Annotated in this window: 29 protein-coding genes, 1 tRNA gene and 2 pseudogenes; 22 read left to right on the plus strand and 10 right to left on the minus strand. The window is 58.4% G+C overall.

Annotation, left to right across the window (positions count from 1 at the left end; translation table 11 throughout):
- The 5 genes and pseudogenes from P7F60_RS18300 to P7F60_RS18320 form a co-directional block, all read right to left on the minus strand.
- Positions 1 to 830: pseudogene (locus tag P7F60_RS18300) on the minus strand (IS3 family transposase); the annotation flags it as partial.
- A gap of 393 nt (positions 831 to 1,223) precedes the next feature.
- Entirely contained in the window at positions 1,224 to 1,376 is a 153-nt protein-coding gene (locus P7F60_RS18305) for a hypothetical protein (RefSeq protein ID WP_277919199.1), read from the minus strand.
- Positions 1,377 to 1,463: 87 nt separating this feature from the next.
- Positions 1,464 to 1,553: transfer RNA gene (locus P7F60_RS18310), tRNA-Ser, on the minus strand.
- A 77-nt stretch (positions 1,554 to 1,630) separates the two neighbouring features.
- On the minus strand, positions 1,631 to 2,785 hold the full coding sequence (locus P7F60_RS18315) for a site-specific integrase (protein WP_277919200.1): 1,155 nt from the start codon (positions 2,783 to 2,785) through the stop codon (positions 1,631 to 1,633).
- Positions 2,782 to 3,108 (minus strand): hypothetical protein, encoded by a 327-nt coding sequence (locus P7F60_RS18320; RefSeq protein WP_277919201.1) that lies wholly within the window; start codon positions 3,106 to 3,108, stop codon positions 2,782 to 2,784. Before P7F60_RS18320 ends, P7F60_RS18315 begins: the two co-directional genes overlap by 4 nt.
- Before the next feature lie 277 nt (positions 3,109 to 3,385).
- Here P7F60_RS18320 and P7F60_RS18325 point away from each other — a divergent pair, with 277 nt between their 5' ends.
- The 16 genes and pseudogenes from P7F60_RS18325 to P7F60_RS18400 all read left to right on the plus strand — a co-directional run bounded on the left by P7F60_RS18325 (position 3,386) and on the right by P7F60_RS18400 (position 13,280).
- Positions 3,386 to 3,592: a DNA-binding protein gene (locus tag P7F60_RS18325; protein WP_166096734.1), complete on the plus strand. Its 207-nt coding sequence runs from the start codon at positions 3,386 to 3,388 to the stop codon at positions 3,590 to 3,592.
- A complete protein-coding gene (locus P7F60_RS18330) occupies positions 3,589 to 3,825 on the plus strand; it encodes a hypothetical protein (protein WP_166096732.1) in 237 nt (78 codons plus the stop codon). The genes P7F60_RS18325 and P7F60_RS18330 overlap by 4 nt, the downstream gene beginning before the upstream one ends.
- A 182-nt stretch (positions 3,826 to 4,007) precedes the next feature.
- Positions 4,008 to 4,301 (plus strand): hypothetical protein, encoded by a 294-nt coding sequence (locus P7F60_RS18335; protein ID WP_166096731.1) that lies wholly within the window; start codon positions 4,008 to 4,010, stop codon positions 4,299 to 4,301.
- Positions 4,298 to 4,492: a hypothetical protein gene (locus P7F60_RS18340; protein WP_277919202.1), complete on the plus strand. Its 195-nt coding sequence runs from the start codon at positions 4,298 to 4,300 to the stop codon at positions 4,490 to 4,492. The genes P7F60_RS18335 and P7F60_RS18340 overlap by 4 nt, the downstream gene beginning before the upstream one ends.
- 175 nt (positions 4,493 to 4,667) lie before the next feature.
- Positions 4,668 to 5,723 carry a hypothetical protein gene (locus P7F60_RS18345; protein WP_277919203.1) on the plus strand — a complete coding sequence of 352 codons (1,056 nt, stop codon included), beginning with the start codon at positions 4,668 to 4,670 and terminating at the stop codon, positions 5,721 to 5,723.
- Positions 5,710 to 5,892, plus strand: a complete 183-nt coding sequence (locus P7F60_RS18350; RefSeq protein ID WP_166096728.1) for a hypothetical protein — start codon at positions 5,710 to 5,712, stop codon at positions 5,890 to 5,892. The genes P7F60_RS18345 and P7F60_RS18350 overlap by 14 nt, the downstream gene beginning before the upstream one ends.
- 94 nt (positions 5,893 to 5,986) lie before the next feature.
- Entirely contained in the window at positions 5,987 to 6,574 is a 588-nt protein-coding gene (locus P7F60_RS18355) for a hypothetical protein (protein WP_277919204.1), read from the plus strand.
- Complete coding sequence (locus P7F60_RS18360) at positions 6,571 to 6,858, plus strand: DUF6074 family protein (protein ID WP_166096724.1); 288 nt, start codon at positions 6,571 to 6,573, stop codon at positions 6,856 to 6,858. Before P7F60_RS18355 ends, P7F60_RS18360 begins: the two co-directional genes overlap by 4 nt.
- 140 nt (positions 6,859 to 6,998) lie before the next feature.
- Positions 6,999 to 7,151: pseudogene (locus P7F60_RS18365) on the plus strand (ClpX C4-type zinc finger protein); the annotation flags it as partial.
- Complete coding sequence (locus tag P7F60_RS18370) at positions 7,151 to 7,330, plus strand: hypothetical protein (RefSeq protein ID WP_277919205.1); 180 nt, start codon at positions 7,151 to 7,153, stop codon at positions 7,328 to 7,330. The pseudogene P7F60_RS18365 and the gene P7F60_RS18370, both read left to right, overlap by 1 nt.
- Positions 7,327 to 8,037, plus strand: a complete 711-nt coding sequence (locus P7F60_RS18375; RefSeq protein ID WP_166096721.1) for a hypothetical protein — start codon at positions 7,327 to 7,329, stop codon at positions 8,035 to 8,037. The genes P7F60_RS18370 and P7F60_RS18375 overlap by 4 nt, the downstream gene beginning before the upstream one ends.
- Before the next feature lie 10 nt (positions 8,038 to 8,047).
- Positions 8,048 to 9,112, plus strand: a complete 1,065-nt coding sequence (locus P7F60_RS18380) for a winged helix-turn-helix domain-containing protein (protein WP_166096720.1) — start codon at positions 8,048 to 8,050, stop codon at positions 9,110 to 9,112.
- Positions 9,109 to 9,387, plus strand: a complete 279-nt coding sequence (locus P7F60_RS18385; RefSeq protein WP_166096719.1) for a hypothetical protein — start codon at positions 9,109 to 9,111, stop codon at positions 9,385 to 9,387. Before P7F60_RS18380 ends, P7F60_RS18385 begins: the two co-directional genes overlap by 4 nt.
- 97 nt (positions 9,388 to 9,484) lie before the next feature.
- Positions 9,485 to 9,718 (plus strand): hypothetical protein, encoded by a 234-nt coding sequence (locus P7F60_RS18390; protein ID WP_277919206.1) that lies wholly within the window; start codon positions 9,485 to 9,487, stop codon positions 9,716 to 9,718.
- Positions 9,715 to 11,523, plus strand: coding sequence for a hypothetical protein (locus P7F60_RS18395; RefSeq protein ID WP_277919207.1), 1,809 nt, complete (start codon positions 9,715 to 9,717; stop codon positions 11,521 to 11,523). Before P7F60_RS18390 ends, P7F60_RS18395 begins: the two co-directional genes overlap by 4 nt.
- Positions 11,523 to 13,280, plus strand: a complete 1,758-nt coding sequence (locus P7F60_RS18400; protein ID WP_166096713.1) for a hypothetical protein — start codon at positions 11,523 to 11,525, stop codon at positions 13,278 to 13,280. The genes P7F60_RS18395 and P7F60_RS18400 overlap by 1 nt, the downstream gene beginning before the upstream one ends.
- Here the strand turns inward: P7F60_RS18400 and P7F60_RS18405 are convergent.
- The 3 genes from P7F60_RS18405 to P7F60_RS18415 all read right to left on the minus strand — a co-directional run bounded on the left by P7F60_RS18405 (position 13,245) and on the right by P7F60_RS18415 (position 15,568).
- A complete protein-coding gene (locus P7F60_RS18405) occupies positions 13,245 to 13,541 on the minus strand; it encodes a hypothetical protein (protein ID WP_277919208.1) in 297 nt (98 codons plus the stop codon). The genes P7F60_RS18400 and P7F60_RS18405 overlap by 36 nt on opposite strands.
- A 21-nt stretch (positions 13,542 to 13,562) precedes the next feature.
- Complete coding sequence (locus P7F60_RS18410) at positions 13,563 to 13,988, minus strand: hypothetical protein (protein ID WP_166096711.1); 426 nt, start codon at positions 13,986 to 13,988, stop codon at positions 13,563 to 13,565.
- Between the two features lie 749 nt (positions 13,989 to 14,737).
- A complete protein-coding gene (locus tag P7F60_RS18415) occupies positions 14,738 to 15,568 on the minus strand; it encodes a hypothetical protein (RefSeq protein ID WP_166096710.1) in 831 nt (276 codons plus the stop codon).
- A gap of 743 nt (positions 15,569 to 16,311) precedes the next feature.
- On the opposite strand from P7F60_RS18415, the gene P7F60_RS18420 reads away from it, so the two are divergent.
- Both P7F60_RS18420 and P7F60_RS18425 read left to right on the plus strand, forming a co-directional pair.
- Entirely contained in the window at positions 16,312 to 16,545 is a 234-nt protein-coding gene (locus tag P7F60_RS18420) for a hypothetical protein (protein ID WP_277919209.1), read from the plus strand.
- Positions 16,545 to 16,835, plus strand: a complete 291-nt coding sequence (locus tag P7F60_RS18425) for a hypothetical protein (protein WP_166096707.1) — start codon at positions 16,545 to 16,547, stop codon at positions 16,833 to 16,835. Before P7F60_RS18420 ends, P7F60_RS18425 begins: the two co-directional genes overlap by 1 nt.
- Before the next feature lie 26 nt (positions 16,836 to 16,861).
- On the opposite strand, the gene P7F60_RS30830 is transcribed toward P7F60_RS18425, so the two are convergent.
- On the minus strand, positions 16,862 to 17,092 hold the full coding sequence (locus tag P7F60_RS30830) for an AlpA family transcriptional regulator (RefSeq protein WP_166096706.1): 231 nt from the start codon (positions 17,090 to 17,092) through the stop codon (positions 16,862 to 16,864).
- A 178-nt stretch (positions 17,093 to 17,270) separates the two neighbouring features.
- Between P7F60_RS30830 and P7F60_RS18430 the strand changes: the two genes are divergently transcribed.
- The 4 genes from P7F60_RS18430 (at position 17,271) to P7F60_RS18445 (ending at position 20,492) form a co-directional block, all read left to right on the plus strand.
- Complete coding sequence (locus tag P7F60_RS18430) at positions 17,271 to 18,065, plus strand: DUF3800 domain-containing protein (RefSeq protein WP_277919210.1); 795 nt, start codon at positions 17,271 to 17,273, stop codon at positions 18,063 to 18,065.
- Between the two features lie 911 nt (positions 18,066 to 18,976).
- Entirely contained in the window at positions 18,977 to 19,504 is a 528-nt protein-coding gene (locus P7F60_RS18435; protein WP_235914656.1) for a thermonuclease family protein, read from the plus strand.
- A 166-nt stretch (positions 19,505 to 19,670) separates the two neighbouring features.
- The gene (locus tag P7F60_RS18440; RefSeq protein ID WP_166096703.1) at positions 19,671 to 19,967 is read left to right on the plus strand and encodes a hypothetical protein; all 297 of its coding nucleotides are present in this window, start codon (positions 19,671 to 19,673) and stop codon (positions 19,965 to 19,967) included.
- A gap of 252 nt (positions 19,968 to 20,219) precedes the next feature.
- Positions 20,220 to 20,492, plus strand: a complete 273-nt coding sequence (locus P7F60_RS18445; protein ID WP_166096702.1) for a hypothetical protein — start codon at positions 20,220 to 20,222, stop codon at positions 20,490 to 20,492.
- 18 nt (positions 20,493 to 20,510) lie between these two features.
- Here the strand turns inward: P7F60_RS18445 and P7F60_RS18450 are convergent, their stop codons facing one another.
- Positions 20,511 to 20,879, minus strand: coding sequence for a response regulator (locus P7F60_RS18450; RefSeq protein WP_166096701.1), 369 nt, complete (start codon positions 20,877 to 20,879; stop codon positions 20,511 to 20,513).
- Between the last annotated feature and the right edge of the window lie 178 nt (positions 20,880 to 21,057).

Raw genomic sequence — 21,057 nt, forward strand, 5'->3', positions numbered from 1 at the left:
GATTTCCGGCCTGCCATGACGGGCAAGTGCCTCCTCCACCGCCTCGATGCAGAAGGCTGCTTCCATCGTGATCGACAACCGCCATGACAAGACCTTCCGGCTGAACCAGTCCACGACGGCGCACAGATAGACAAATCCCCGCGCCATGGGGATGTAGGTCAGGTCCATTGCCCACACCTGATTGGGCCGGGTGACTGCCAGCTTTCGTAGGAGGTAGGGATAAATTTTGTGCCCTGGCGCTGGTTTCGAGGTGTTCGGGCGGCGGTAGATCGCCTCGATGCCCATCTTCTTCATCAGCGTGGCGACGTGTCGCCGCCCGGTCTCCAGACCTTCTCCTCTCAAGAGCCCTTGCAACATCCGACTTCCGGCAAAGGGGTAGTCGAGATGCAATTCGTCAATCCGGCGCATAAGGGCCAGATCGCCGTCAGACACCGGAAAAGGCAGATAGTAGACGCTGCCACGGCTGAAGCCGAGAAGCTTCGCCTGGCGCACGACGGATAGCTTGTGCTCGCGGTCGATCATTTCTTTCCGCCCAGCAATCCCGCCTTGCCGAGCGCACCGGATAAAAAATCGTTCTCCAGTGTCAGTTCGCCGATTTTCGCGTGCAGCGTTTTGACATCGATGGTCGGACCCGACGGCTCCGCTTTCGTTTCATCGCCGAACACACCTGTCGCCCCCTCAAGGAGCTGGTCTTTCCATTGCTTGATCTGGTTGGCGTGCACATCGAACTGCTGGGACAACTCCACCAGCGTCTGCTCACCTCGGATGGCGGCAAGTGCCACCTTCGCCTTGAAAGCCGGGCTATGGTTCCGGCGCGGTCGTCTCGTCATGGTCTCTCCTGTTCCCGGCATCTAAGCCGAAGTCAGGCAGAAACTCCACTTATCCCCGCTGTGCAGATTTCCCGAGCCAGCTCTGACCTAGATTCCGTTGTGCTTGAGCAAGTTCGAGACCAAGTACTCTCCCAAAATCGTTTGATTGAGCTCCTAACTCGGCTGCGCGATAGGGAACTTATTGCAAGAGAACAGGAAAGTGCATTGGTGCCCCAACTCCGGGCGCGTATCACCGCTGCAGAAACAGCACTGAGCGGATTGTTCGCGGTCGCCAAGCAAGTACCATCGATTAGCGAGCAGCGCCCATATCAAGAAGACGTTGCCGCGGTATCTGTCGAGCTGAGGACTGCGAATCAGATGCTTGCTGATTTGCTTCGGCGTACTTACGATCACTCAGGCGGCATCACGCCGGAAGCCATTGATCTCTTTCGCAATGATATGATCGAGTTGCTTTTTGGGGAAAATCGAGCCACTGCGAAAATCTACCTCAGCACGATTGTGGCTGTAGTGATTGTTGGAAAAAACAACATCGATATCCAGGGGCACATATCTGACTTAGCCTTAGGGGTTGATCAGGCTAGGCAAAGCCAGCTCGATTTTTCTGTCTCAGGGGTTCGTAGATATGAACGCAGATGGCGGAAGAGGTGGGATTCGAACCCACGGTACGGTCTCCCGCACGCCGGTTTTCAAGACCGGTTCCTTAAACCACTCGGACACTCTTCCATGCGATTGATTTGGTTTGCTTTTCCGGGTTATCCGGTAGGCGAGAAATCAGCGTTTGCTACCGATTTGCTACCCAATCATTCAACGGCTGGTTTTTTAGCAGCTTTGATTGCCGCGTCAACCTGTTCGGCTGCATTAGCCTGCATCCCCGGCATAACGTGAGAATAGAGGTCGAGAGTAATACCGACTGTCGAGTGCCCGAGGCGTTCGCTGGCAATCTTGGGATGGACGCCGGCCGCCAGGAGCTGCGTGGCGTGCGAGTGCCGCAGGTCGTGGAAACGGATATGGGGCAGGGAGGTCTTGCTGATGAGCCGGGTCCACTCGTGGGTCAACGAAGTGGGCTTCAGCGGGCGTCCATCGATCTGCGCGACAACGAAGGCATTTTCATCCGGCCGGATGCCAAGCTTCAGTTGCTCCTCACCTTGATTCGCCCGGTGCTTTCTGAGTTCTGCAACTACAGTCGTGGATAATGCGACCGTCCGCGACTTGCCCGACTTCGGCTCTTTGTAACGAACCTCCCTCCCGACCTGCTCAGCGCTGTATCGCACCGAAATGCTCGCAGCGGCCAAATCGACGTCCCGCCAGCGCAAGGCAAGGATTTCCCCTCGGCGAAGGCCGCATAGCGAGGCCAGGAGAGCAGGGACGAACATTCGGGTGTCCCGCAGTTCGTCGAGCATCTGGCCCATCTGCAATGCGCCATAAGCCTCCATCGACGCACGCTCGACCTTAGGCGGTCGCGTCGCTGCTACCGGGTTCTTCTTGAGCAAATCCCATTTTACGGCCTGATCCATCGCCGTCAGCATCACGCGGCGGCAATGATGCACGGTGCGCGGAGAGAGGCCGCCCTTGCCGTTCCGTTTCCCGCTTTCGAGAAGCTGGCCCCATGTAGCATCGATCCGCGCCGCCGACAGCTTGTTGAGGGTAACGCTGCCGAGGATCGGCGCGACGTTCTTCAGGAGAAGTTCCTCATACCGCTGGTGGGTTTTAGGGGAGACATTGGCTTTCTCGTGCTTAAGCCAGTGCTCGAAATATTCGCGGACTGTCGTCTTTGCCGGCTCTACATAGCTGCCGCCGTCGAGTTCCGCGATTAGCCTGGCGCATTCGACTTGCGCTTGCCGCTTTGTGCCGTGGAATGTGTGCCACTTCCGGCGGCGCCTGCCGGTCTCAGGATTCGGTACATCAAGGATGATAGCCCACTTGCCGGGACTGCGCTCGCGGATGTGTCCTTTCATTCAGTCCCCTCCGTGTTTTTCTTTAGCAGAAGGTCATCGTCCATAATCGGGTTTAGGTGCCTAAGCTCTTCAATCTTGCTGTTCCAAACTTCGTTTCTGATGTGCTTCGCCGCGGCTAGCGCTTCCTCCATGTCCCCGCTTTCTCGGAGCACCGCGGCAACCCGCGTCACCGTCAGAACATCAAGCCAAGCAAACATCAAAGCACGGTAGACGACTTTACCTCCCCGACTTTCAAAATCGCCGTCTTGAAGGTGCTCGATGTATGTGGTGAGCGCATCATCGATGCTGACTTCCGATTGTTTGATCCAGTCGTCCGTTGCCATCCCGATTTTCGCGAGGCGACGGATTGCATCGGACCTAGTGGCTATTCTGTTGGCGAACCGCCAATCGTCAATTCCTTGAAGCTCCTCGTCTGACATCATTATCGGAACTCGATTTTCTCTCGGTTTGACCACGACCGCACACCTTTCAGCACATCTTAGCATCTTCCTTAAAAAATCGGCACAAAAAGCACAAGCAGGCTTGATCTAAAACACGGTATCGTTAAATATAAAAAAACGGCACAACAAGCGCCGTAAGTGCTGATTTTTGGAGAAGCTGATGACGCTCGAAGAAGCCCTCTCACGACCCACAATTCCGGTACCTGAGGCTGGTAAGTTGTTTTTTGGCCTTGGCAGAAACGCGGCGTATGAGGCTGCGAAACGTGGGGATTTCCAAACCATCAAAGTCGGCGGCAAGGTTGTCGTGCCCGTCGTGCCGCTTGCGGCGATGCTTGGATTGCAGGCAACAGTTGGGAAGGCGGCATGATTCAGGTCGTCAAAGTCGATTGGAGCAGCAAAGACGTCACGGGTGAAGACTATAGCGTCCATGCCGTGCCGGAGGCAGTGGTCCGTGGCTTCATGATCAACGTTCCGACGCTCATCCAATACCCGAATGGGAAGATTAAGACGGGCAATCAGGTCAAAGTCACACCTGCCGGCCTCGATTATCTCAAGCGACAGATGCCAGTCGAGATGCGCGCGCCAGAGGGCCAAGCATGAGGGCAGGGGTCGACGCGGGGTTTTGGAGCCGTTGCCAGCAGCATCAAGCAAGTGAGGCCCGGCCGCGCTGGCGGGCGCGTTACCGGGCGCAAGACGTGCGACAATTCAACAAGGATGCCACCAAGATATCCACCACGGGGTCAGATATCAACGTGGGTCCGCATTCCTAGACGAGGTAGGCAATGCGTAAGACCGATTTCCTCAAGTTCCGTATCGCTCATGAAGATCATGAACGGGTTGTTTCTGGCCGGCAGGCTTGGTGCCTCCGCCAACTACTGAAGGCAGGAGAGCGCGGGTTCACCACTGTAGACGATCCGGCCCCCCGCACATCCGACTATGTACATAGCCTGCGAAAGGCCGGGCTTAATATCACGACGACACGCGAACGCCACACAGGCCAGTATCCGGGCCAGCACGGGCGGTATCGGCTCGTGGACGAGATCATTGTACTTCACGACCCGGAGGCGCGCCATTGAGCGAAACCACGTCTCCGTCCCTGCAGAGCGCCGTGGTCGCAGAGGCCGCTTCTTGGCTCGCTGATCAGAAGGAGCCGCCCCACGCCGCGGTTCCCGCTCTTAAACAGCGCTTCGGCCTCAGCGCCGTCCAAGCCTGCGAGGCGATCAAATTAGCATCGATTGCGCGCCAGCACGGAACGGAAAAGGGCTAACTTTCCATGGTAGCTTCCGAAGCCCTAGAAGTGATTGGCGATAGCATTGCGGCCGACTCCGACCTCGGGCCGATGCATCACCCCAAACTCTCAGACGTCCTTACCGGCGAAATGTCTCGCCTTCATAAACGCGGGCTTTTGGCTGGTGCCGTTGGGACTTAACCGGAAACCGCTGGTGCTCCTGACGAAGAAGGACGGGACGCCCACTCGTCGCCTTCCTCTGTCTGCGGTGATAGAGAAGATGGCTGGTGCCGGCAGCTCGAACTATGGCATCCGACTACCTGGCCTTCTCGTCGTGGATATCGACACTGATACGCCAGAGGCCCACGCATATGTCGAACGGCGGTTCGGGGCTTCGTCGGTGCAGGTGAAAAGCCCAAAGGGTGTACATCACTACTACAGGTTCTCCGGCCGACGTCCGAAAAACGTCAAGCTCCCTGGGATCGTGATTGATTTCAAGCTGGGGTGCCAGGAGCACATCGCGGGTCCATTCGCGGAGCGTGAAGATGGTGGCCAATATCTGCCTTTAAGGGGCCGCCTGACAAACGCGAACGCCCTACCGGTATTCGAAGATAAAGAGCCCACAGCCGTTGCCGCGCCGACCGCCGTCCGGGTGTCCTTAGAAAACGCCGAGCGACAAGAACGCATCCCCACAGGCGCACGCAACAACATGCTGTGCAAGGCTGCAATCCGATTTGTGTCCGTTTCGGATACAAAGGACGAGCTTCTTGCTGATCTGCTTCAGTACCGTAACATCCATTTCGAAGAGCCCTCTTCAGTGTCAGATGCCGAGGTGGCGGCGGTCGCCGATTGGGCATTCCAACTGATGCTCGACGGCAAGGTTTACCAAGGGAGGAAATCGGGCGTGCTGATCCCCAGAGAGTCCATTGATAAGCTGGCGGCTCGTGGCGAGGGCACCGCGTTGCTGCTCTATTCAATCATTCAGGCCGACCTTGGGCACAAGCCGAACTATGAGTTCTCCATCGTCCCCGATGCCCTCAAGAAATCGGGAAAACTCAAAGCAGGTCGTCGGCAAATCTACGAAGCTATCGACATCCTCGTCGACGAAAAGCTGATCGATGTGTCGTTCTATTCGAGCATTCCGAAAGTCCCCCATCGCTACAGGCTACCAGGGGGGGGAGAGGAGAGAGGGTTTAATACTTACATTGATATCCCAATCGGACACAAAGGGATCACGGTCTATGAAGGTGAAGTCGATGCGTCAGCTTGATCTCTTCGAATGGGCGAAAAGCCGCCCGACTGCGAAAATCCTCGATTGGAACCAGCCATTCGCAAAGCGTGTGATGGCACGCCTTCACGAGTTCGATGACGACTTCCCCAAGCCCTATTACCCGGAAAGCGTGGTGTCGTTCCCGGAGCGAAAGCGAGGTGTCGCATGATCGTGAGGCCGAAACCCGATGCCACATGGGGCATCTATCGCGAGCCACACGGTAAGGTCGCCATCGCTGGGACTTGTGCGACGAAAGCCGAGGCTTGGCGGTGGATCAACCAGCGCAACGGTTCCCCGAAATCGAAGTCCGAACACAGGGCCGAACGGCTGTTCGGAAAGCGCGCCGAAGGACAACACCAATGACCGACAAAATCGAAAAGCTCGCGACCGCGCTCTACGAGGCGTCTGGCGAATTCGACTGGATCGATGCCGCCGACCAGGCCAAAGAGGATATGCGCCGCCGGGCGGCCGAACTCCTGCGGGAGATGGGACTTGATGACCGGCCCGCTAACCTGCCGGCCGTTGCCGTCGCCAACGAAGGCATTTCCGATAGGGCGCTCATCCGCGAAATTGCCATGGACATCGGCAAGTCCACCGTCGAATTCCTTGAGGTGATGTATCCAGCGTCGCTGGAGGCCGTAGCAAAGATTGCCCGGCTTGGTATCCGCAACCATATCCACAACGAGATCATGTCGGCGCTCGACACGACCGACGCCGAGGCGATCCGAGCCCGGCTCTCAGAACGAAAACGCGACCGTCGCCGCCGGCTGGCTATCTATCGGCGTATCAGGGCCGAGGATAGGCATGGGCGGCGAAACGCTGCCGCCGAAACCATTGGAGGTGAAGCATGAACGCATCGGCGCAAGCTTCTATTGCGGTGTTCCCGACCGCCAGCCGAACCGGCAGGATCCGGGAAGTTGCGCGAAACCTCCTCGACCTCCCGGCCGACCCCCAATCGGATAGCTATCGCTGCCAGGTAACGCGCGGGATCGAGGCGCAATTGTCACGGATCGGGATGCCGGCCGACCAGCAACGCGACGAGGTGACCACGTTCTGGCAGGCGGTGCGCGACGAGATGGGCCGACAGGTTATCGACCGGCTCAAGGGCGAGATTGATCCGAAGGGGGCGGCATGACCTGGGGCTTTTCGTTCAAAAACTATCGAGCCTTGTTCGAGGTGGAGCAGCAGCGCCACGCCGACGAGAGGCAGCGCGCCGACCACTGGCAGGCCAGAGCCTTGGAGGAAAGCGCCCGCGCTAATCGAGCCGAAGCGGAGGTGACACGCCTCAGAGAATGGCCGACGCTCTTTTGCTCGTTCTGTGACAAGAGCCAGCACCAAGTCAAAAGGCTGATCGCCGGCCAGGCTCGTGTCTTCATCTGCGACGAATGCGCCTGCCTAGCGGCTGATATCGTCAAGGAGGCCACCCGTTGATCCTGCTCGACCTCATCAAGCTTAGGCTCCGTCTTCGCTCGCAGCGCCGCCAAGATGCCTTCCGCCATCAAATCGCGGCAAGGGAGCGCGCCGCCTTCAAAAACGCGCGTGCTGGCCTCCTACGGGGCGAGGAATCCACATCAAAATCACAAGCAGGGAAGGACGACCGCCGATGAAGGAAGAAATGAAACGCCTGTTCGAAGACTGCTCGTCGGTAACAGAAGCCTGCGAAATTCATATCGAGGCGGCAAGAGAGGGATTTGCGAACACATGGCCTGCACAGGAACAGTGGGATGGTGAATTGCCGTACCGCTCCCTAGATGAAGCAATTGCGGACATGCGTGCCACCTTTGACCGGTGCATTTCTTTCGGCCGGGCATATGGCGACATGCTATCCCAGCGCGCCGACATAGCTTCGATTTCGGATGACGAGATTTTCCGGGTGCTGACCGGGCTGCTTTCCAGCGATATGCCAGAACTGGAAGCGGCTCAGATGCCAGAGGAAACCGCCCATCTGGCGCGCACCATCGTTCGCATGGCCCTCAATGAACGGCTTGCCGAAATTCGACTTGAGGCCATCGCTCGAAGAACGCCAGCGCGCGCTTGGTGGAAGAACTCCGACGATCCTATAGGCGATGCTGGTCGTCTTCTTGGCGAGATGCAGGCCTTGCGCGCACCTCACCGCGTTGATGTTTTCAGCGACGAGAAAATGTTGCAAAGCGTGAAGGACGAGGCCGCCGATTTGTTGCCTGAGTTACGCAAGATGAATGTCGAAGCTGCAGAAAGCCTCCTAGAGGTCGTCCTTGGCATCGCAGCGGGCCGGTTGGCGGAAATTCGAGCCTCTCACACGCCATCCGCATCTAGCAATAAGCGGCCCAACTGAAGGGCGGCCGATGACGGCAACAGCAGCAAAGTTTGACACTGACAAATTCCGTAAGGTCGCGGCGCTGATTACCGGCGGCGCGACAGAAGGCGAGCGCGCATCGGCAAAGGCAAGGGCGGAAGCGATAGCCGGTCGGGCGGGAATGACGCTGAAACAGGCGATGGCAAAGATTGACAGCAAGCCCGCGCCGAAATCCGCCAATTTCTTCGAAGGATTCGACGATTGGATGGAGAAGCGGGAGCCGGGCCACAAGGCTCGGCAGGCGCAGAAGAATGCCGACCGCCAAAGCCGCAAGGCAATGAGGCGTGCTGAAATCCTGAAGACGTTCGGCACAATGAAAGCTTTCTTCGACGCAACGCCAATGGAGGAGGCGCTGATCCAGGCGGCCAAACCCTTTGCAAGGCGTGAAGTCCACGAGGATTGGTGCGGCACGCGTAGAAACTTCACAGTTGAACTAGGCGGATGCTCGGACGATATCTGGATGGTCGAGAACACGAGCGGCGAGGCAAAGGCGGCGATCCGAAATGCCGTTCCTTTCCCGGCCACCATTCGCGGCCTCTTGGACGAATACCGCATGTGGGAGGCATTGCGGCGAGACAGGCAGGCTTTCATTGACGGTGAATATTATCCCCGCCGAGAGGCCGAATTGCGCTCGCGTCTGGTGCAGGAGGAATTGAAGACTAGGCCCGTTGCGTCCTGGGATGACATGCAGGCCCGCTTCGATTTCAAGCGCTTCGAATGGGAAAGCCAATGGCTGGACCCGCAGGAGCGCAAGGACGAAGAGGCCGACCGGCTGGAGGCAGACTTTGCAATTCTTCGCGACCTCTATGTCAAACATTGCCAGCCGGCCGAACACCCGGCCCAAAATCCAGACGATGAAAAGGGCCTCCACAGTATGGAGGCCCCCACCGCCGGCTACCGTACCAACGCCGACCGCAAGTCCGCAGTGCTCTCCGCGCTCCGCGACAACCCCGGTCTGTCGGATCGGGAAATAGCGCGCATTGCCGGCGTGTCACACCAGACCGTGAGCAACTGGCGGCGACGGCTTCAGGCAGTAAAGGATGCTGCTGCTTGAGCTTCCCCATCCCTGTCCCGATGCGGCCCGAGGAGGTCATTTCCGTCAAGGAGGCGGCGCACGTCGCGGCGATGCAAGAGCGCATTATCCGTCGATGGTCGCGGGATTATGGTATCGGTCGGCAGGCGGAACCGGGGAGCCCGCTGCAAATATCGGTGGTGGCCTTGGAGATGCGGCTGTGCGGAGATGACGAGGCGCTGGAGCTTCTTCGCCTCAATCGCAGGACGGAACCGAAGGTCTGTTTCTATCTCGAACGGCTCGGATTTACGGCTTGATGTGCATAGACCGCCAAACGATGTAACATCCGGTATATCAACACAGAATCCCGATTGTGAGAAAATGCTTCCGTATCAAACCACGGAGGCATTTTTTATGACCGACGCAAAGACCACGAGGAAGGAACCTGCCGTTCCTGTCGCCCTTCGCGGGGCGAACGTGATGAAGACATTTCGGGACGCTCTATTCGATGAGAGCAACCGCTGCGGCATGAGCCCGAACGAGTTTTGCCTTTGGGCGACATTCGAGAAGCTGCAGCGATCCGGCCGCAATATTTCTGGCCTGTTCTGGAAAGGCGATCATGACGGCAATGGGGGGCTTGCTGCATGACGAGCATCCTTCGGTATGCGAACCAAGGCGCGATCCGCAATCAGCCCCTTGTCCCAGGCCTCGCCAGCAACCTTGAACGCGCCGTCACTGCCGTCTACGGCCCCGGTGCGTACCTCCAGGTCTACAGCGGCGGTCAGCCCGGTAAAGGCGAAGACGGCGCGCGCACCGGATCGATCCGGCACGATCATGGCCGCGCGGCTGATATCCGCGTGTTTGGAGCCGATGGCAAACAGATCAGCGGCGATGGCTTGGCTCCATTGGGCCAATTCTGGCGCGCAAACAATCTCGGCGGTGTCGGCATGGAAATGCACGGCGGCGGAATCCATCTCGACGATTGGACGAAGCCTCCGCCGGGCGGCGGCATGAACTGGAACTACGCGAACCAGGGCGGCACCTATACCGATGCCATGGCCTCAGCAATCGCGGCTGGCAACAAGGGCGTGATGCCCACGCTTTTCGGCGGCGAAACCCCATCCCCCACGACAATGACCGCGGGCGCTTCTGATGCGCTACAGAACACAGGAGACGCGCCAACCATGGCCTATAATGCCCAGCAAAAACCTTCCCCGGCGTTCGCCGCGATTGACCAGCAAACGACCGGCTCGACACAGCCCGCCATGGCCTCGGCAGCGCCGGAGCCGAAGAAGCGCAGTGGTCTATTTGGCGGCCTTATCGGCGAAGGCGGTCTGATCGACCCCACCAGCGAACAGTTCTTGCTCGCCGCAACCCTGATTGCGAACGGCATGAAGCCACCGGGCCAGATGATGGACGGCATTCCGGAAGCATTGCTGGCGGGGCGGAGAATGAGCGATGCCAGAGAGCAGAAGGCCAAAGACGAGAAGATTCTGAACGAAACAACGCGGTGGCTTCGCGAGCGAGACCCCGACCTCGCTTCCCTCGTCGAAAACCGTATCCTTCCGGGCGGCGATGCTGTGACGCAATTCTATGCGCGTCAGAAGGAGGCGAAGGAGGAGCAAACGTGGCGAGACCGCGTGAAGTACCAGGCGGAAGTCCAGCAAAGCGACCCGAAGTACCAGCTTGATCTTCAGAACGCGCGCACCGAAGCCGACCAGCGGAACCAGACCGCCCAATGGCTGAATGACAACGAACCGGAAATCGGAAGCCTTGTGAAGGCGGGGATGCCGGTGGCTGACGGATACAAGCTCGCCTATGAGAAGCGCTATCCCAAACCGGACCGACAGTGGGTGCAGCTCCAGAACGGTGATTTCGGATGGGCTGATAAGAAAAGCGGTCAGTTTGAAAAACTCGGCAGCGCACCGAAGGTTGGCGGAGATAACGGCGCGGAACTCCCGGCGGAAATGGGCGCGCGTATCGGGCTCGGGGACAAGTTCCTGGCTCAGGTGCCGGCAATCCGCAAGCGGATCGAAAACGGCGATGCAAGCGGGCTTTGGGATAAAACGATGCTTGCCACCGGCAGCGGCGGTGCGGGTCAATTGTGGCGTCAGATCGAAACCGGCCGTGATGCTCTTGTGCGAAATTTGACCGGCGCTGGTATGCCGGAGTCGGAAGCGCAGAACCAAGCGGCGCGCTATCAGATCGGCGTGACAGACAGTGTCGAAACCATGCTCGACAAACTCACCAATCTTGAGGCCGACCTGCGCGCCACCCGATCCGGCGCTATCGGCGCAAAGACGGGCAAACTTTCTCTCACCCCGGCTCCCGGCAGCGGTAGTGATCCGGCAGGAGCTTTGGATGAGGCTCGGACGGCTATCGCTAAGGGTGCTCCGCGTGAGGCAATCATTCAACGACTTACGCAAATGGGCATCAGCCCGGAGGGTCTGTGATGGCTGGATTGTTCGATGATTTGATCCCCGCAACGGGGAGCGGCGCGCCTGCCATTATGGCTCCGCCTTCCGGCAACGAAGCTCGCGTGCCCGTGACCGCCTTCAAGCCGGGAGCGTTTGACGACCTCATCCCGGCAGCGCCGGAAGAACAGCCAACGACCGTAACCGGCACGCTCGATGCTTTCGGCCGTGGTGTTGCCAAGGGCGCGGGATTCGGATGGGCAGACGAGGCCGGTGCCGCTGCCCGATATCTCGGCGGCAAGGTTTTCCCGTGGCAACCGGAAGTCACCTATGACGAGGCGTTGCGAGAGGTGCGCGGCGAAGACAAGGCCGTTGCCGATGCGAACCCGACCGCTGATATTGCCGGCCAGGTGACGGGCGTCGTCGGTTCCGCTGCGGCACTGCCGCGGATGGGGCTTTCCGCCACTGCGAAGGCCATCGATAGCGGGGCGAAGCTTGGCAAAGTCGCCCGTGCCTCTGCACTGGATACCGGCGTCATGGGCGCGGTAGCTGGCGCTGGCGATGCTGAAGGCGGGTTGGAAGAGCGTGCGAGAGGAGCAGTCGAGGGCGGCGTAGGTGGTGTGGTGCTAGGAGCAATCGCGCCGGCTGCATTGTCTGTTGCTGGAAGCGCCGCGCGAAAGGCTATCTCGCCGTTCATGTCCTCGCCGGAACGAATGAAGGCTGTCGAAACGCTCGCCCGCGAAGGCGTCGAGACCACGGCCGGCCAGCGCACGGGGAATAACACCCTGCGATTTGCCGAGAGCGAGCTTGGCGGTCAGCGCGCGGCCGATCTGATGGAGCGGCAGGGCGAGCAATTCACGGCAGCGGCATTGAAGCGCGCCGGTATCGATGCGGAGCGGGCAACGCCGGAAGTCGTCGATCAGGCCTTCAGCCGCATCGGCAAACAGTTCGATGACCTCGCCGCGCGCAACAAGATTTTGCCGGATCAGAAGATGGCGAAAGACCTTGGCGCATCGGTCCAGGATTATTTCGCTATGGTGCCGCCATCGCAGCGCGCGCCCGTGGTGATGGACACGGTGATGGATATCGGCAACGCTCTGAAGGCTGGCCCGCTCGATGGCGCGGCCTATCAATCGCTCCGCTCCCGGCTCGACCGGCTGGCGCGCGGCACGGCTGACCCGCAGCTAAAGGACGTGCTGTTCAACATCCGCAACACGCTTGATGACGGTATGGAAAGGAGCATGAAGTTATTCAACCCGAAAGACGTTGATCTGTGGAAAGAAGCCCGCAATCAGTACCGGAACATGATCGTGCTGGAAAAGGCATCGACCGCAGCAGGCGAGAACGCCGCAAACGGTATCATCTCCCCTTCGTCGCTCCGCAACGCCACGGTATCCGGCCATGGCCGCCGAAACTATGCGCGAGGCAAGGGCGACTTCGCGGAACTGGCACGCGCCGGGGAAGCTGTGATGAAGCCGCTGCCGAATTCGGGAACTGCCGGGCGGCTCAATGCGCAGAGCCTTGGACTTGGTGTCGCCGGCCTCTTGGGCGGCGGCGCGGGCTATGCGAGCGGTGGTGATCCGTCGAGCATGATCGGCGGTGCCGCTGCCGGCTTCCTCGCTCCTCGCATCGCCGGAAACCTGTTGATGCAGCCGGCCATCCAAGGCTTGCTCTCCAATCAGCTTGGCCGAACGATGACCGCGCCGCCGCCTGTCCGCTCGTTGCTCCACGCATTGGTGAACAGGAGTTCGGCGGAAGAATCAGCGCCGGTCGGCGGGCTTCTTCTTGGACGGTGAGAAAATGTAGCGGTTATCGGTGATGTCCGTAGCCCAATATGCGAACATCGCGCCTGTTGCGAACCCTAGTCCGATATCGAGCCACCGGGGCGAATTCAGCCACAGGAAGCCGACCCATAGTGCGCCCACGAAGATCCACGCCTTAATCCAAGGCCAAGGCCCTTCCGGGCGCACTTCGTTTTCGTTGTGGTCGATAATCGGCGGTTCGCTCATGCGCACGAAGATGACCATGCCCCGGCCGGCTGTCAACGATGCCGGCACGCGCGTCGCCTCGGTAAATGCCTAACGGTAGACCGAGCCTCTCGGCACCGTCGCGAGGAACTGGCACGGAACATTGGTCTTGAGCTTCCATTGAGGCACCCCGAGGCCAGGAGGCCATTTCAAATCCTTTCCGTCCCACTCCTTGCCGCCGGGCAGGTGGGTATAGGCTCCCAACAGGTCGAAGTCGGTCGCCTCGATGTCCCGCGTGAAGGTGAACACGTCGAAGCCATGCGCGAGGTAGCCCACCTGAAAGCCAAGCACCCGCTCCAATTCTTCCGGCATTCTTCCCAGAATGGCGCCTTCGGTGCCGAACCAGCCGGTTATCTCTTTCGTCAACAGCGGGTTTCGCCGCGGATCATGTGGCACGACCTTTACGGGACGGTAGGGCTTCTTCCGATTGATCTTGGATAACGCCAGCGCCTTGAGCGTCTTTTCGTTGAACTCCATAGGCCTCCTCCATGGTTGCGCGGGTCGCAAGCAGGGGAACACGCTAACCTTGAAGGCGATGGGCGCGCCAGTAAGGCATTCGGGTAAAGCCCGGTCGGGCTATACAATTGGCGCCCCACCGCATGGCGATATTCAATCGGGTGGGCCGGCATCCCGAGGTTCGCTCGCTGGCGTTTAATAATGCCGAAATACTGCCATGCTCCGGGCAATGACGTGGGCAATCTCGAACCGGAAAATTCCCGGTTCGGCGGTTCTCGACGTGGCGTTGATAATCGTCCCCGATTACAAACAGCATTGTCTGATAATACAGCCGGGAAACAGCCGAGAAGGGTTTTGCGAGAGACCGGACCGCCTATGCCATTTGCGCGGGCCTAGAACGGCCTCTGAGCGCGACGAAGGGCTTTCGCCTGATACAATGCCGGTCAGACCTTCTTGCGCCTCAGCAGGCCGAAAATGGCAGGGCGTTCGCTCCGGCCGGGCAAGCAGAAGTAAGCAATCCGGCGTCGATCTGTATAATCTTCAAACGGTATGCGGATGCCGCGGTGATGTTGAGAAATGTTGAGGTCGCGTTGGCGATTTCGGTCGAAGCTTTCCGGCTCCCGCCAAGCAATAGAGGCGGGCTGACGAGAACGCGCGGCCAAGGGTAGGGTAGGCCGCCCGGACAGCGCTTCGAATTCTCAGGCGGGGTAAGGCCCGGTATGGAGGAGAGGAAGGGTGTCGCTTTAACCGACACCCTGAATACCGATCGGTCAACCCCTTCGTCCTCGCTCCCGGCCGCCGCCCATGCCTCCGCCAGAGCTTCCGGCGCTGCCGCTCGACCGGCCGCCCGAGTTGCTATCTCTACCGCCGGGACCAGCGCCGCCGAGACCGTCACCGCGAGAGCCGCCGATCATTCCGAGCAGTCCGCCAAGAGGGCCACCGGTGCCGCCGGCCGGCATACCGCGGCCAGCAATCCGGTTACCGGCGAGCGCGCCAAGGATGCCGCCGATAGGGCCAGCTAAAGCAGTCCCTAGCAACCCGCCGAACACAGCTCCCGCCTTCGGGCTCACACGACCGTTGAACGATGGCGACGTAGTATCGCGCGCGTTCAGCTCTGCAGGCGAAAGACCGACGTTGCCGCCAGCGTTCGGACCATAAGATGGAGCCGCAGGACCGTTGTACGAGACGCCGGGGTGACCGGCCATTTGATTGCCGATTGCTGTTTGTGCGGGAGAAGGCGCGGCGGTCGGAGCATAGGACGTTGCCGTTGGTGGAGCCATGTTCACGGCATAGCCAGGAGGGGCTGTACCGATGACGCCGCCGATCAGATCGTAGCCTTGCTGGTTCAGGTCATTCACTGTCGTGCCGGGAGTAATGGAAATCCCCCGCGCCGCAGCCAATGCCGCCTGATTGGCTCTCTCGACGGCAGCGGCATATTGGGCGCGCTGCATCGATGACAAGTTCGCATATTTCTCCATGTCCGAGATGCCGGGGTTGACGACGTTGTCGGTTCTGAAGGAATTGTTGAACCGATCTCCGAACCCTTCGCTTGCACCACGCGGCCCACCACTATAGGGGCCGCCATATGTCGAATAGGGCATGTGATCCTCCCTGTTTCCACCGACATCATGTCGGCCCTGGTTGACGAGCCGGAGTATACGGGAAACGGCGAATCCGGTCCATTCAAGGCGGTCACTCTCGATCTGGAACAGAGAGCTTTCCTATGGAGTTGGGCGCTCCTTTTCATGCGATTGTTGAGCTGGGCGTTTTCCCGTAAATACGGGGAAAATACGGGAAAGCCGATTTCGAAATCCGACCCCTTTTAGGGCCTGACAAAACCAGACCTCGCGGACGTGGTTTGTGGGGATCGAAGACAAGTCCCGCTGAGTTTCCGTACGCCGTAAAAAGGCGGGAAGCATGCTAAGGAATGCTAAGGCGCCGGCCGCTTTCTCATCGAGCCGATGCGCGCCGATTTGAATTTTGCGACCAGTACGCGCACACGCGCGAAAGGCCGCCAGAACGGAACGCCGCTTTCCTGATAATACACCGCGGAAACACGGCGCTACCCGCCTTCAAAAAGGGAAGCGGGCCGGTTCGGCACCGAGGCCCATAACAAGGGCGGTATGCTGTCAAATGCTGTCATTTGCCCCTGTTGTTACAGGGTGGAAACAGGCCGGGGCGAACTTAGAAAACTTCAGGTCCGAGGATATTTTCGGACCAGTACGCGCGGGCGCGCGCGCGAGGCTTGCCGAAACGATTGTTCAGCGATAAATCGATGGTAGTGAAAGATTGTTCGATAATTGCGAATAGTCGTTCCACCATCGGTTTGATTGCGAGGCACCCCATGCTCAAGGAAATCGAAATCGAGGATATCGGAACCTACCGCCTGCCGAACATGTGGCAGCATTCGAGGATCCGGGTAATCAGAGGCCCTAACCAGCATCTTGCAATCCTTGCCTTCGGGCTTGGGATGACGCTGAAGCAGTTCAAGAAGCTGCCCACCGAAAAGCAGGACGAGGTACACCGCGCTTGGTGCCGGCTGGTGAAGTCTTCGAACATGCCGCGGATGGCCGCCTAATGGCCGTCTATCGCGCTGGGAAGAAATGCCTGCGGGACTGGATCGTCGGCACCGATGACGCCGCCAAGGCAATCCACGTTTCGCTCCACCAGTTCCGTTTGCTTGTCGAAGAGGGCTTTATCCGGCCGACGGCGCGCAAGGGCTTCTATCGCCTTGGATGCCTCATAGACGGTCATGCGGAGGCTGTCAGGCTTGGTCGGATCAAAGCCCCGCATGAGCGTCCGCAGAACCGCGCCGTGCATCTAGCCGCTGTTGTGGGCCAACCAACGGTGCGCGATATCGCGGCATAAATTGCCCAGGTCCAATTGACCACCGATTATGCGCTCGTACCACAGGCTCGGATACCTGTAGCCGGCAGGTTGATAATCCACCTATCAACCTCAGACTCAAGCCATCTGACGCACGCTGGACCAAGCTGACGAGGTCGCGGGAAGGTGCCCGCGTCCATGTAACGATAGATCGTCGAGCTTCCAAGCGATGTGCGAACCATCACGTCTTTGAGGCGGAGCAAGCGGTCAGCTTTGCTCGTATCGATAATTCCAGCCATATCGTAAACTCCGTTAGCTCGCCGGTCTTCGGCACGAAGCGGAGGGTAGCCCGTTAGCTATGAACTAATATTCAAGCGAAGCAATGTGACGCCAACTCCTGCTCTGACAATTTGAAGGAATGATACGGACGCTGAAGATCATGCTAGATCGTAAGTAAGTCATCAGGTATGCGGGAAAATGCCAGTGATTTCCTATAGACACGAAAATTGGGGGCTTTTGATGCACCTGTGTTTCATTGACGAGAGCGGAACGCCGCCTTCGAAACCAGACGAAAGGCATCCTTACTTTACGCTTGGCGCCGTGATAATCAAAGACGCCGACTGGCATGGCATTTCCAACGCAGTCAGAGGATTCTGCACCAGGCACAAGCTGTTTGGAGAGCTGAAGTGGCGCTTTTTTTCTCCCCACAATTCCTCAGCTGAAAACCCGATGCTTGGGAAAAATGTTCAAGAGAGGAAAGCTTTGAGCTTGGAATTTGCGCGGCTTATCAGCGACAGCCCGCTAACGATAATTTCATGCGTGACGGATATCCAGGCTGCCTTCGATTACGCGTCGGTCACAAATCAGCAGGAATTATACCACTTCGCGTACAAGCCATTGACCGAGAGGTTCCAATACTTCCTACAAGATCAAAAGAGTCTTGGAATTGTTATCGCTGACCACCGCGGGCGTGATAGCGACCGACTGTTTCGAGCTCACCATGAAGCGCTTCTAGCAAAGAAGAGCAAAGCAGTGTCGATGTATGGTAATTTTCTAGAGGGCTTGTTTTTGCAGGACTCTTGTCATTCCGTCGGAATACAGCTGGCTGATTTCGTGGCCGGCGCCATACACCGTGCTTACTCAACGAAAGATGCTGAGTTGGCAACAATCCTGAAGCCTCGGTTCAGGAAAAAGTCTGACGGAACGATTCAGGGCCACGGGGTGGTTCATCACCCTCGAGACCGCTTCAATAACTCTTTGGTAAGAAAATAGACGCCGGGCTAGGCCGTAGCCTAGACGCCATAGATGTCAGGCTCCCGAGCGCATGGTTTATATAGCACTTGGCAGCGCTGATTCCCACGTTGTCAAGCGGAATGGTTTTCTAAACTTTATGCGAAAGTCATTAGAATGGTCCTGTGGAGACCACCCAATCCTGTCGCCCTGTCGGCGACCAAGCAGCATCCGCGCCGATACCGAGTGTCAGGCCGAACATCACTATTTCGCGATTTCGCACTTCTCCGAACAAGCTCATCTAACGAGAAATCCCGAAACGGCGCTGGCTTGCGCGAGAAAACTTTGCCGAACGGCAAGAGTTTAGCGGCATGCCCTCGCGAGGGAATGAGAGGTTTCGACCGGCGGCGCGGCCTTGTCTCGCAGGGATGGACCGTGCGAGCGGCGTTCTCCTCGCTCTCACGGCCCGCGCGAGCGATCCTATCGCCGGTTTGCGCCACGCGCGCAGCTTCTCGGAGGGTCTGGCCTACCGACAATGCAAAAGCCGCCGCCTCCTATTTCCAAATTCAGAGGCGACGGCCCGGCTTCCTTGCTTGCAAATTGGGGAAGCCACCAGCAAAGGCACCGCGGCGAACTTCTTCTGAACACAATCGCCGAATACACATCCACAATCGGCATTGCTGATGAGCACTGAAATCAATTCGCCGCTCGCAATCGCCGCGCTGCTTCACGCTTTTGTCCACGGATGTACTGGCACGAGTAGGTAAGCGATGATGAGGAAGGTCGGTGCGGTTTCGCCCGGCCTTTTTTGTTGGCCGGGTTCGTGCGACTGTGGCTTCTTCTGGTCACACTGCTAAGTCTGTAGGACTTGACCATCAACTGCCCCGCTACACGCATAAACGGCCAGTGGAGATCCATCAGGATCGGCTCTGCCATAACCCTGGGCAAATCAAGTGAGTACAAAAACCACCGCTGCAATGCTGCTTGCTGGAGCGTTGCTTGCCGCCGCGCCCGCGCTTGCCGGCGAGCAAATCTCCGGCCGCGCCTCGGTCCTCGATGGTAACACAATCGAAATCGATGGCACAAAGCTCAGGCTGGACGGCATCATCGCGCCTGAAAGCGCGCAGCAATGCAGAGGACGAAGCGGAGGCGACTATCCCTGCGGTGAAGAAGCGGCCTATGCGCTGGACCTCTATCTGTCCGAATCCGATCCCACCACCTGCGATGTCGTCGGGCGTGATCGGTATGACCGATCCCTCGCCAACTGCCTTCGTTCGGACGGAAGCAGTGTAAACGGATGGATGGTTGCCATGGGCTGGGCCGTGGATTGGCAGAGGGGTGAGGCCGGGCGCTTTACGGCAGAGCAGCAATCGGCGAAAAGCAGGCAACTTGGCGTTTGGCAAGGCCAATTTTCATTGCCGTGTGCCTCAGCCGCCCGGGGAGAAGATGTCGCCTTGGCTTGCCCTCGAACGGCCCCTTAGAAAGCCGCCTGCGGTTACCTTCTTACGGCTATCGCTTTTTTCTCTAAGATAACGCCCCTTGCTATCTGTTCAAAGGCAGTCCATGTTGCGCGCTTCAGCAGCCATCTTTTCGGGCGCTGCTGGGGAGGGTCGTGTTGGCCCTGGCCCCAAGTGAAAGGAGGACATCATGTCTTCCGAGAATTCCAAAACCTACATCAACAGCGAACAACTTCACGCAATCGAGCGCACTTTGAGCGACGCGGGATTTAACAAATCCTCGCCGCAGTTCGCCGGTTACGCTGCATTCCTTATTGCCAAGGTTGAAGGCAGTACGATCAAGCAGAGCGAGCTTGCGCAAACGCTTCAGCGTCATCATGGCGCAACTCAGTTTAAGTTGTGCCATGGCTTGGCGACACGATTTCACAAGTATGCAATACAGGGCCTCACAAACGTCAGGTGCACAATCCCGCTGACCAAAAACTGATGAGGTGCACCGGATGGGCTCTTAGCTAGCGCCATCGCAAATGGACAGTCGCGCAGTTCATTAGGTGTCCCAAAGTTCCTCAGTTGATCAAGACAACCGGAAAGCGGGCGTCTCGTTTTCAAAACGTATCGTCCGCTTTTCAGCATTGTGCACCGCTACCAAACCCCCACTAAAATCGTCTTGCGTCGACCCCGCAATTGAGGACAATCCTGAGCGCCGCAAAGTTCTCGGCGGAAGGCTTGGGAGTTAAGAATGCCAATCGGCTTTATCTTGGGGCAATTGTCTCGTGGCAAAGTAGACCTGGAAAAAAATGCCGCTTCGTTCGAGGCCAATGTCCGCCAGCTAAGGCACCTACTGTTCGAGCACAAGCTGCTTTCACCGGCCGCGCGCGAGGTGATGACGGAAGTCGAAGACGCGGCGCGCGTCATCCTCCGGCACCGGTACGAAATGGTCCTAACATCAGAAGATGTCGAAAGCTTCTACAACGCAATTGATCGGCTGAAAGTGACGCTCGACCGCTCCTAATCGGCTGGGTTGCCGGAGCTAGTGCAAGGTCGCGAAGCGGTTCAGTGTGCGCGTGATCTGTTCATCGCGGTAGGGCTTGGCGAAAAAGGCGCTCCCCAATGGCATGGGAGCATCTGCTGGTGATGCGTCTCCTGAGACAATGATGATTTGCACGCAAGGATATCGTTCGCTGACAAACCGCGCCAGTTGCAAGCCATTCGTGTTGCCGGGCATCCTGACATCCGTGAACAGGATTGAGATATCGGCTCTGTTCTCCAAGACCTGCAGAGCTTCATCCCCGCTTTTTGCTTCTAAAGCTGTGAAGCCCGCGGCTTCAACGAGGTCTACCGCAAGCAAACGTTGAAAAACATCGTCCTCGACGACCAGGACCACAATCTTATTCCCCACCGGATTTTCCCTTCGATCAAAACGGAGAAAAGGCTGGTTCCCGGTAGTCTGAGAGGGCCCTATAGTCGGAACCGCGTCACTGGCGTTTAGTTCCTGAGGCTGTCGAAGATTTTCGCCTTCACTGAACTGGCCCGAAGATATCGGGGGAGTTCGGCCAACGAGGCAATCCGATATCGTC

Source organism: Rhizobium sp. YJ-22, from assembly GCF_029601685.1.
Taxonomy (GTDB): Bacteria; Pseudomonadota; Alphaproteobacteria; order Rhizobiales; family Rhizobiaceae; genus Metarhizobium.

Excerpts from the sequence above, each read along its gene's own strand:
- P7F60_RS18440 (WP_166096703.1), top strand. The coding sequence starts at position 19,671 with ATGTCTTCCGAGAATTCCAAAACCTACATCAACAGCGAACAACTTCAC.
- P7F60_RS18375 (WP_166096721.1), top strand. The coding sequence starts at position 7,327 with ATGAAGGAAGAAATGAAACGCCTGTTCGAAGACTGCTCGTCGGTAACA.
- P7F60_RS18335 (WP_166096731.1), top strand. The coding sequence starts at position 4,008 with ATGCGTAAGACCGATTTCCTCAAGTTCCGTATCGCTCATGAAGATCAT.
- P7F60_RS18380 (WP_166096720.1), top strand. The coding sequence starts at position 8,048 with ATGACGGCAACAGCAGCAAAGTTTGACACTGACAAATTCCGTAAGGTC.
- P7F60_RS18325 (WP_166096734.1), top strand. The coding sequence starts at position 3,386 with ATGACGCTCGAAGAAGCCCTCTCACGACCCACAATTCCGGTACCTGAG.
- P7F60_RS18360 (WP_166096724.1), top strand. The coding sequence starts at position 6,571 with ATGAACGCATCGGCGCAAGCTTCTATTGCGGTGTTCCCGACCGCCAGC.
- P7F60_RS30830 (WP_166096706.1), bottom strand. The coding sequence starts at position 17,092 with ATGGCTGGAATTATCGATACGAGCAAAGCTGACCGCTTGCTCCGCCTC.
- P7F60_RS18445 (WP_166096702.1), top strand. The coding sequence starts at position 20,220 with ATGCCAATCGGCTTTATCTTGGGGCAATTGTCTCGTGGCAAAGTAGAC.
- P7F60_RS18320 (WP_277919201.1), bottom strand. The coding sequence starts at position 3,108 with ATGGCAACGGACGACTGGATCAAACAATCGGAAGTCAGCATCGATGAT.
- P7F60_RS18315 (WP_277919200.1), bottom strand. The coding sequence starts at position 2,785 with ATGAAAGGACACATCCGCGAGCGCAGTCCCGGCAAGTGGGCTATCATC.
- P7F60_RS18410 (WP_166096711.1), bottom strand. The coding sequence starts at position 13,988 with ATGGAGTTCAACGAAAAGACGCTCAAGGCGCTGGCGTTATCCAAGATC.
- P7F60_RS18350 (WP_166096728.1), top strand. The coding sequence starts at position 5,710 with ATGCGTCAGCTTGATCTCTTCGAATGGGCGAAAAGCCGCCCGACTGCG.
- P7F60_RS18415 (WP_166096710.1), bottom strand. The coding sequence starts at position 15,568 with ATGCCCTATTCGACATATGGCGGCCCCTATAGTGGTGGGCCGCGTGGT.
- P7F60_RS18425 (WP_166096707.1), top strand. The coding sequence starts at position 16,545 with ATGGCCGTCTATCGCGCTGGGAAGAAATGCCTGCGGGACTGGATCGTC.
- P7F60_RS18395 (WP_277919207.1), top strand. The coding sequence starts at position 9,715 with ATGACGAGCATCCTTCGGTATGCGAACCAAGGCGCGATCCGCAATCAG.
- P7F60_RS18430 (WP_277919210.1), top strand. The coding sequence starts at position 17,271 with ATGCCAGTGATTTCCTATAGACACGAAAATTGGGGGCTTTTGATGCAC.
- P7F60_RS18420 (WP_277919209.1), top strand. The coding sequence starts at position 16,312 with ATGCTCAAGGAAATCGAAATCGAGGATATCGGAACCTACCGCCTGCCG.
- P7F60_RS18400 (WP_166096713.1), top strand. The coding sequence starts at position 11,523 with ATGGCTGGATTGTTCGATGATTTGATCCCCGCAACGGGGAGCGGCGCG.
- P7F60_RS18390 (WP_277919206.1), top strand. The coding sequence starts at position 9,485 with ATGACCGACGCAAAGACCACGAGGAAGGAACCTGCCGTTCCTGTCGCC.
- P7F60_RS18330 (WP_166096732.1), top strand. The coding sequence starts at position 3,589 with ATGATTCAGGTCGTCAAAGTCGATTGGAGCAGCAAAGACGTCACGGGT.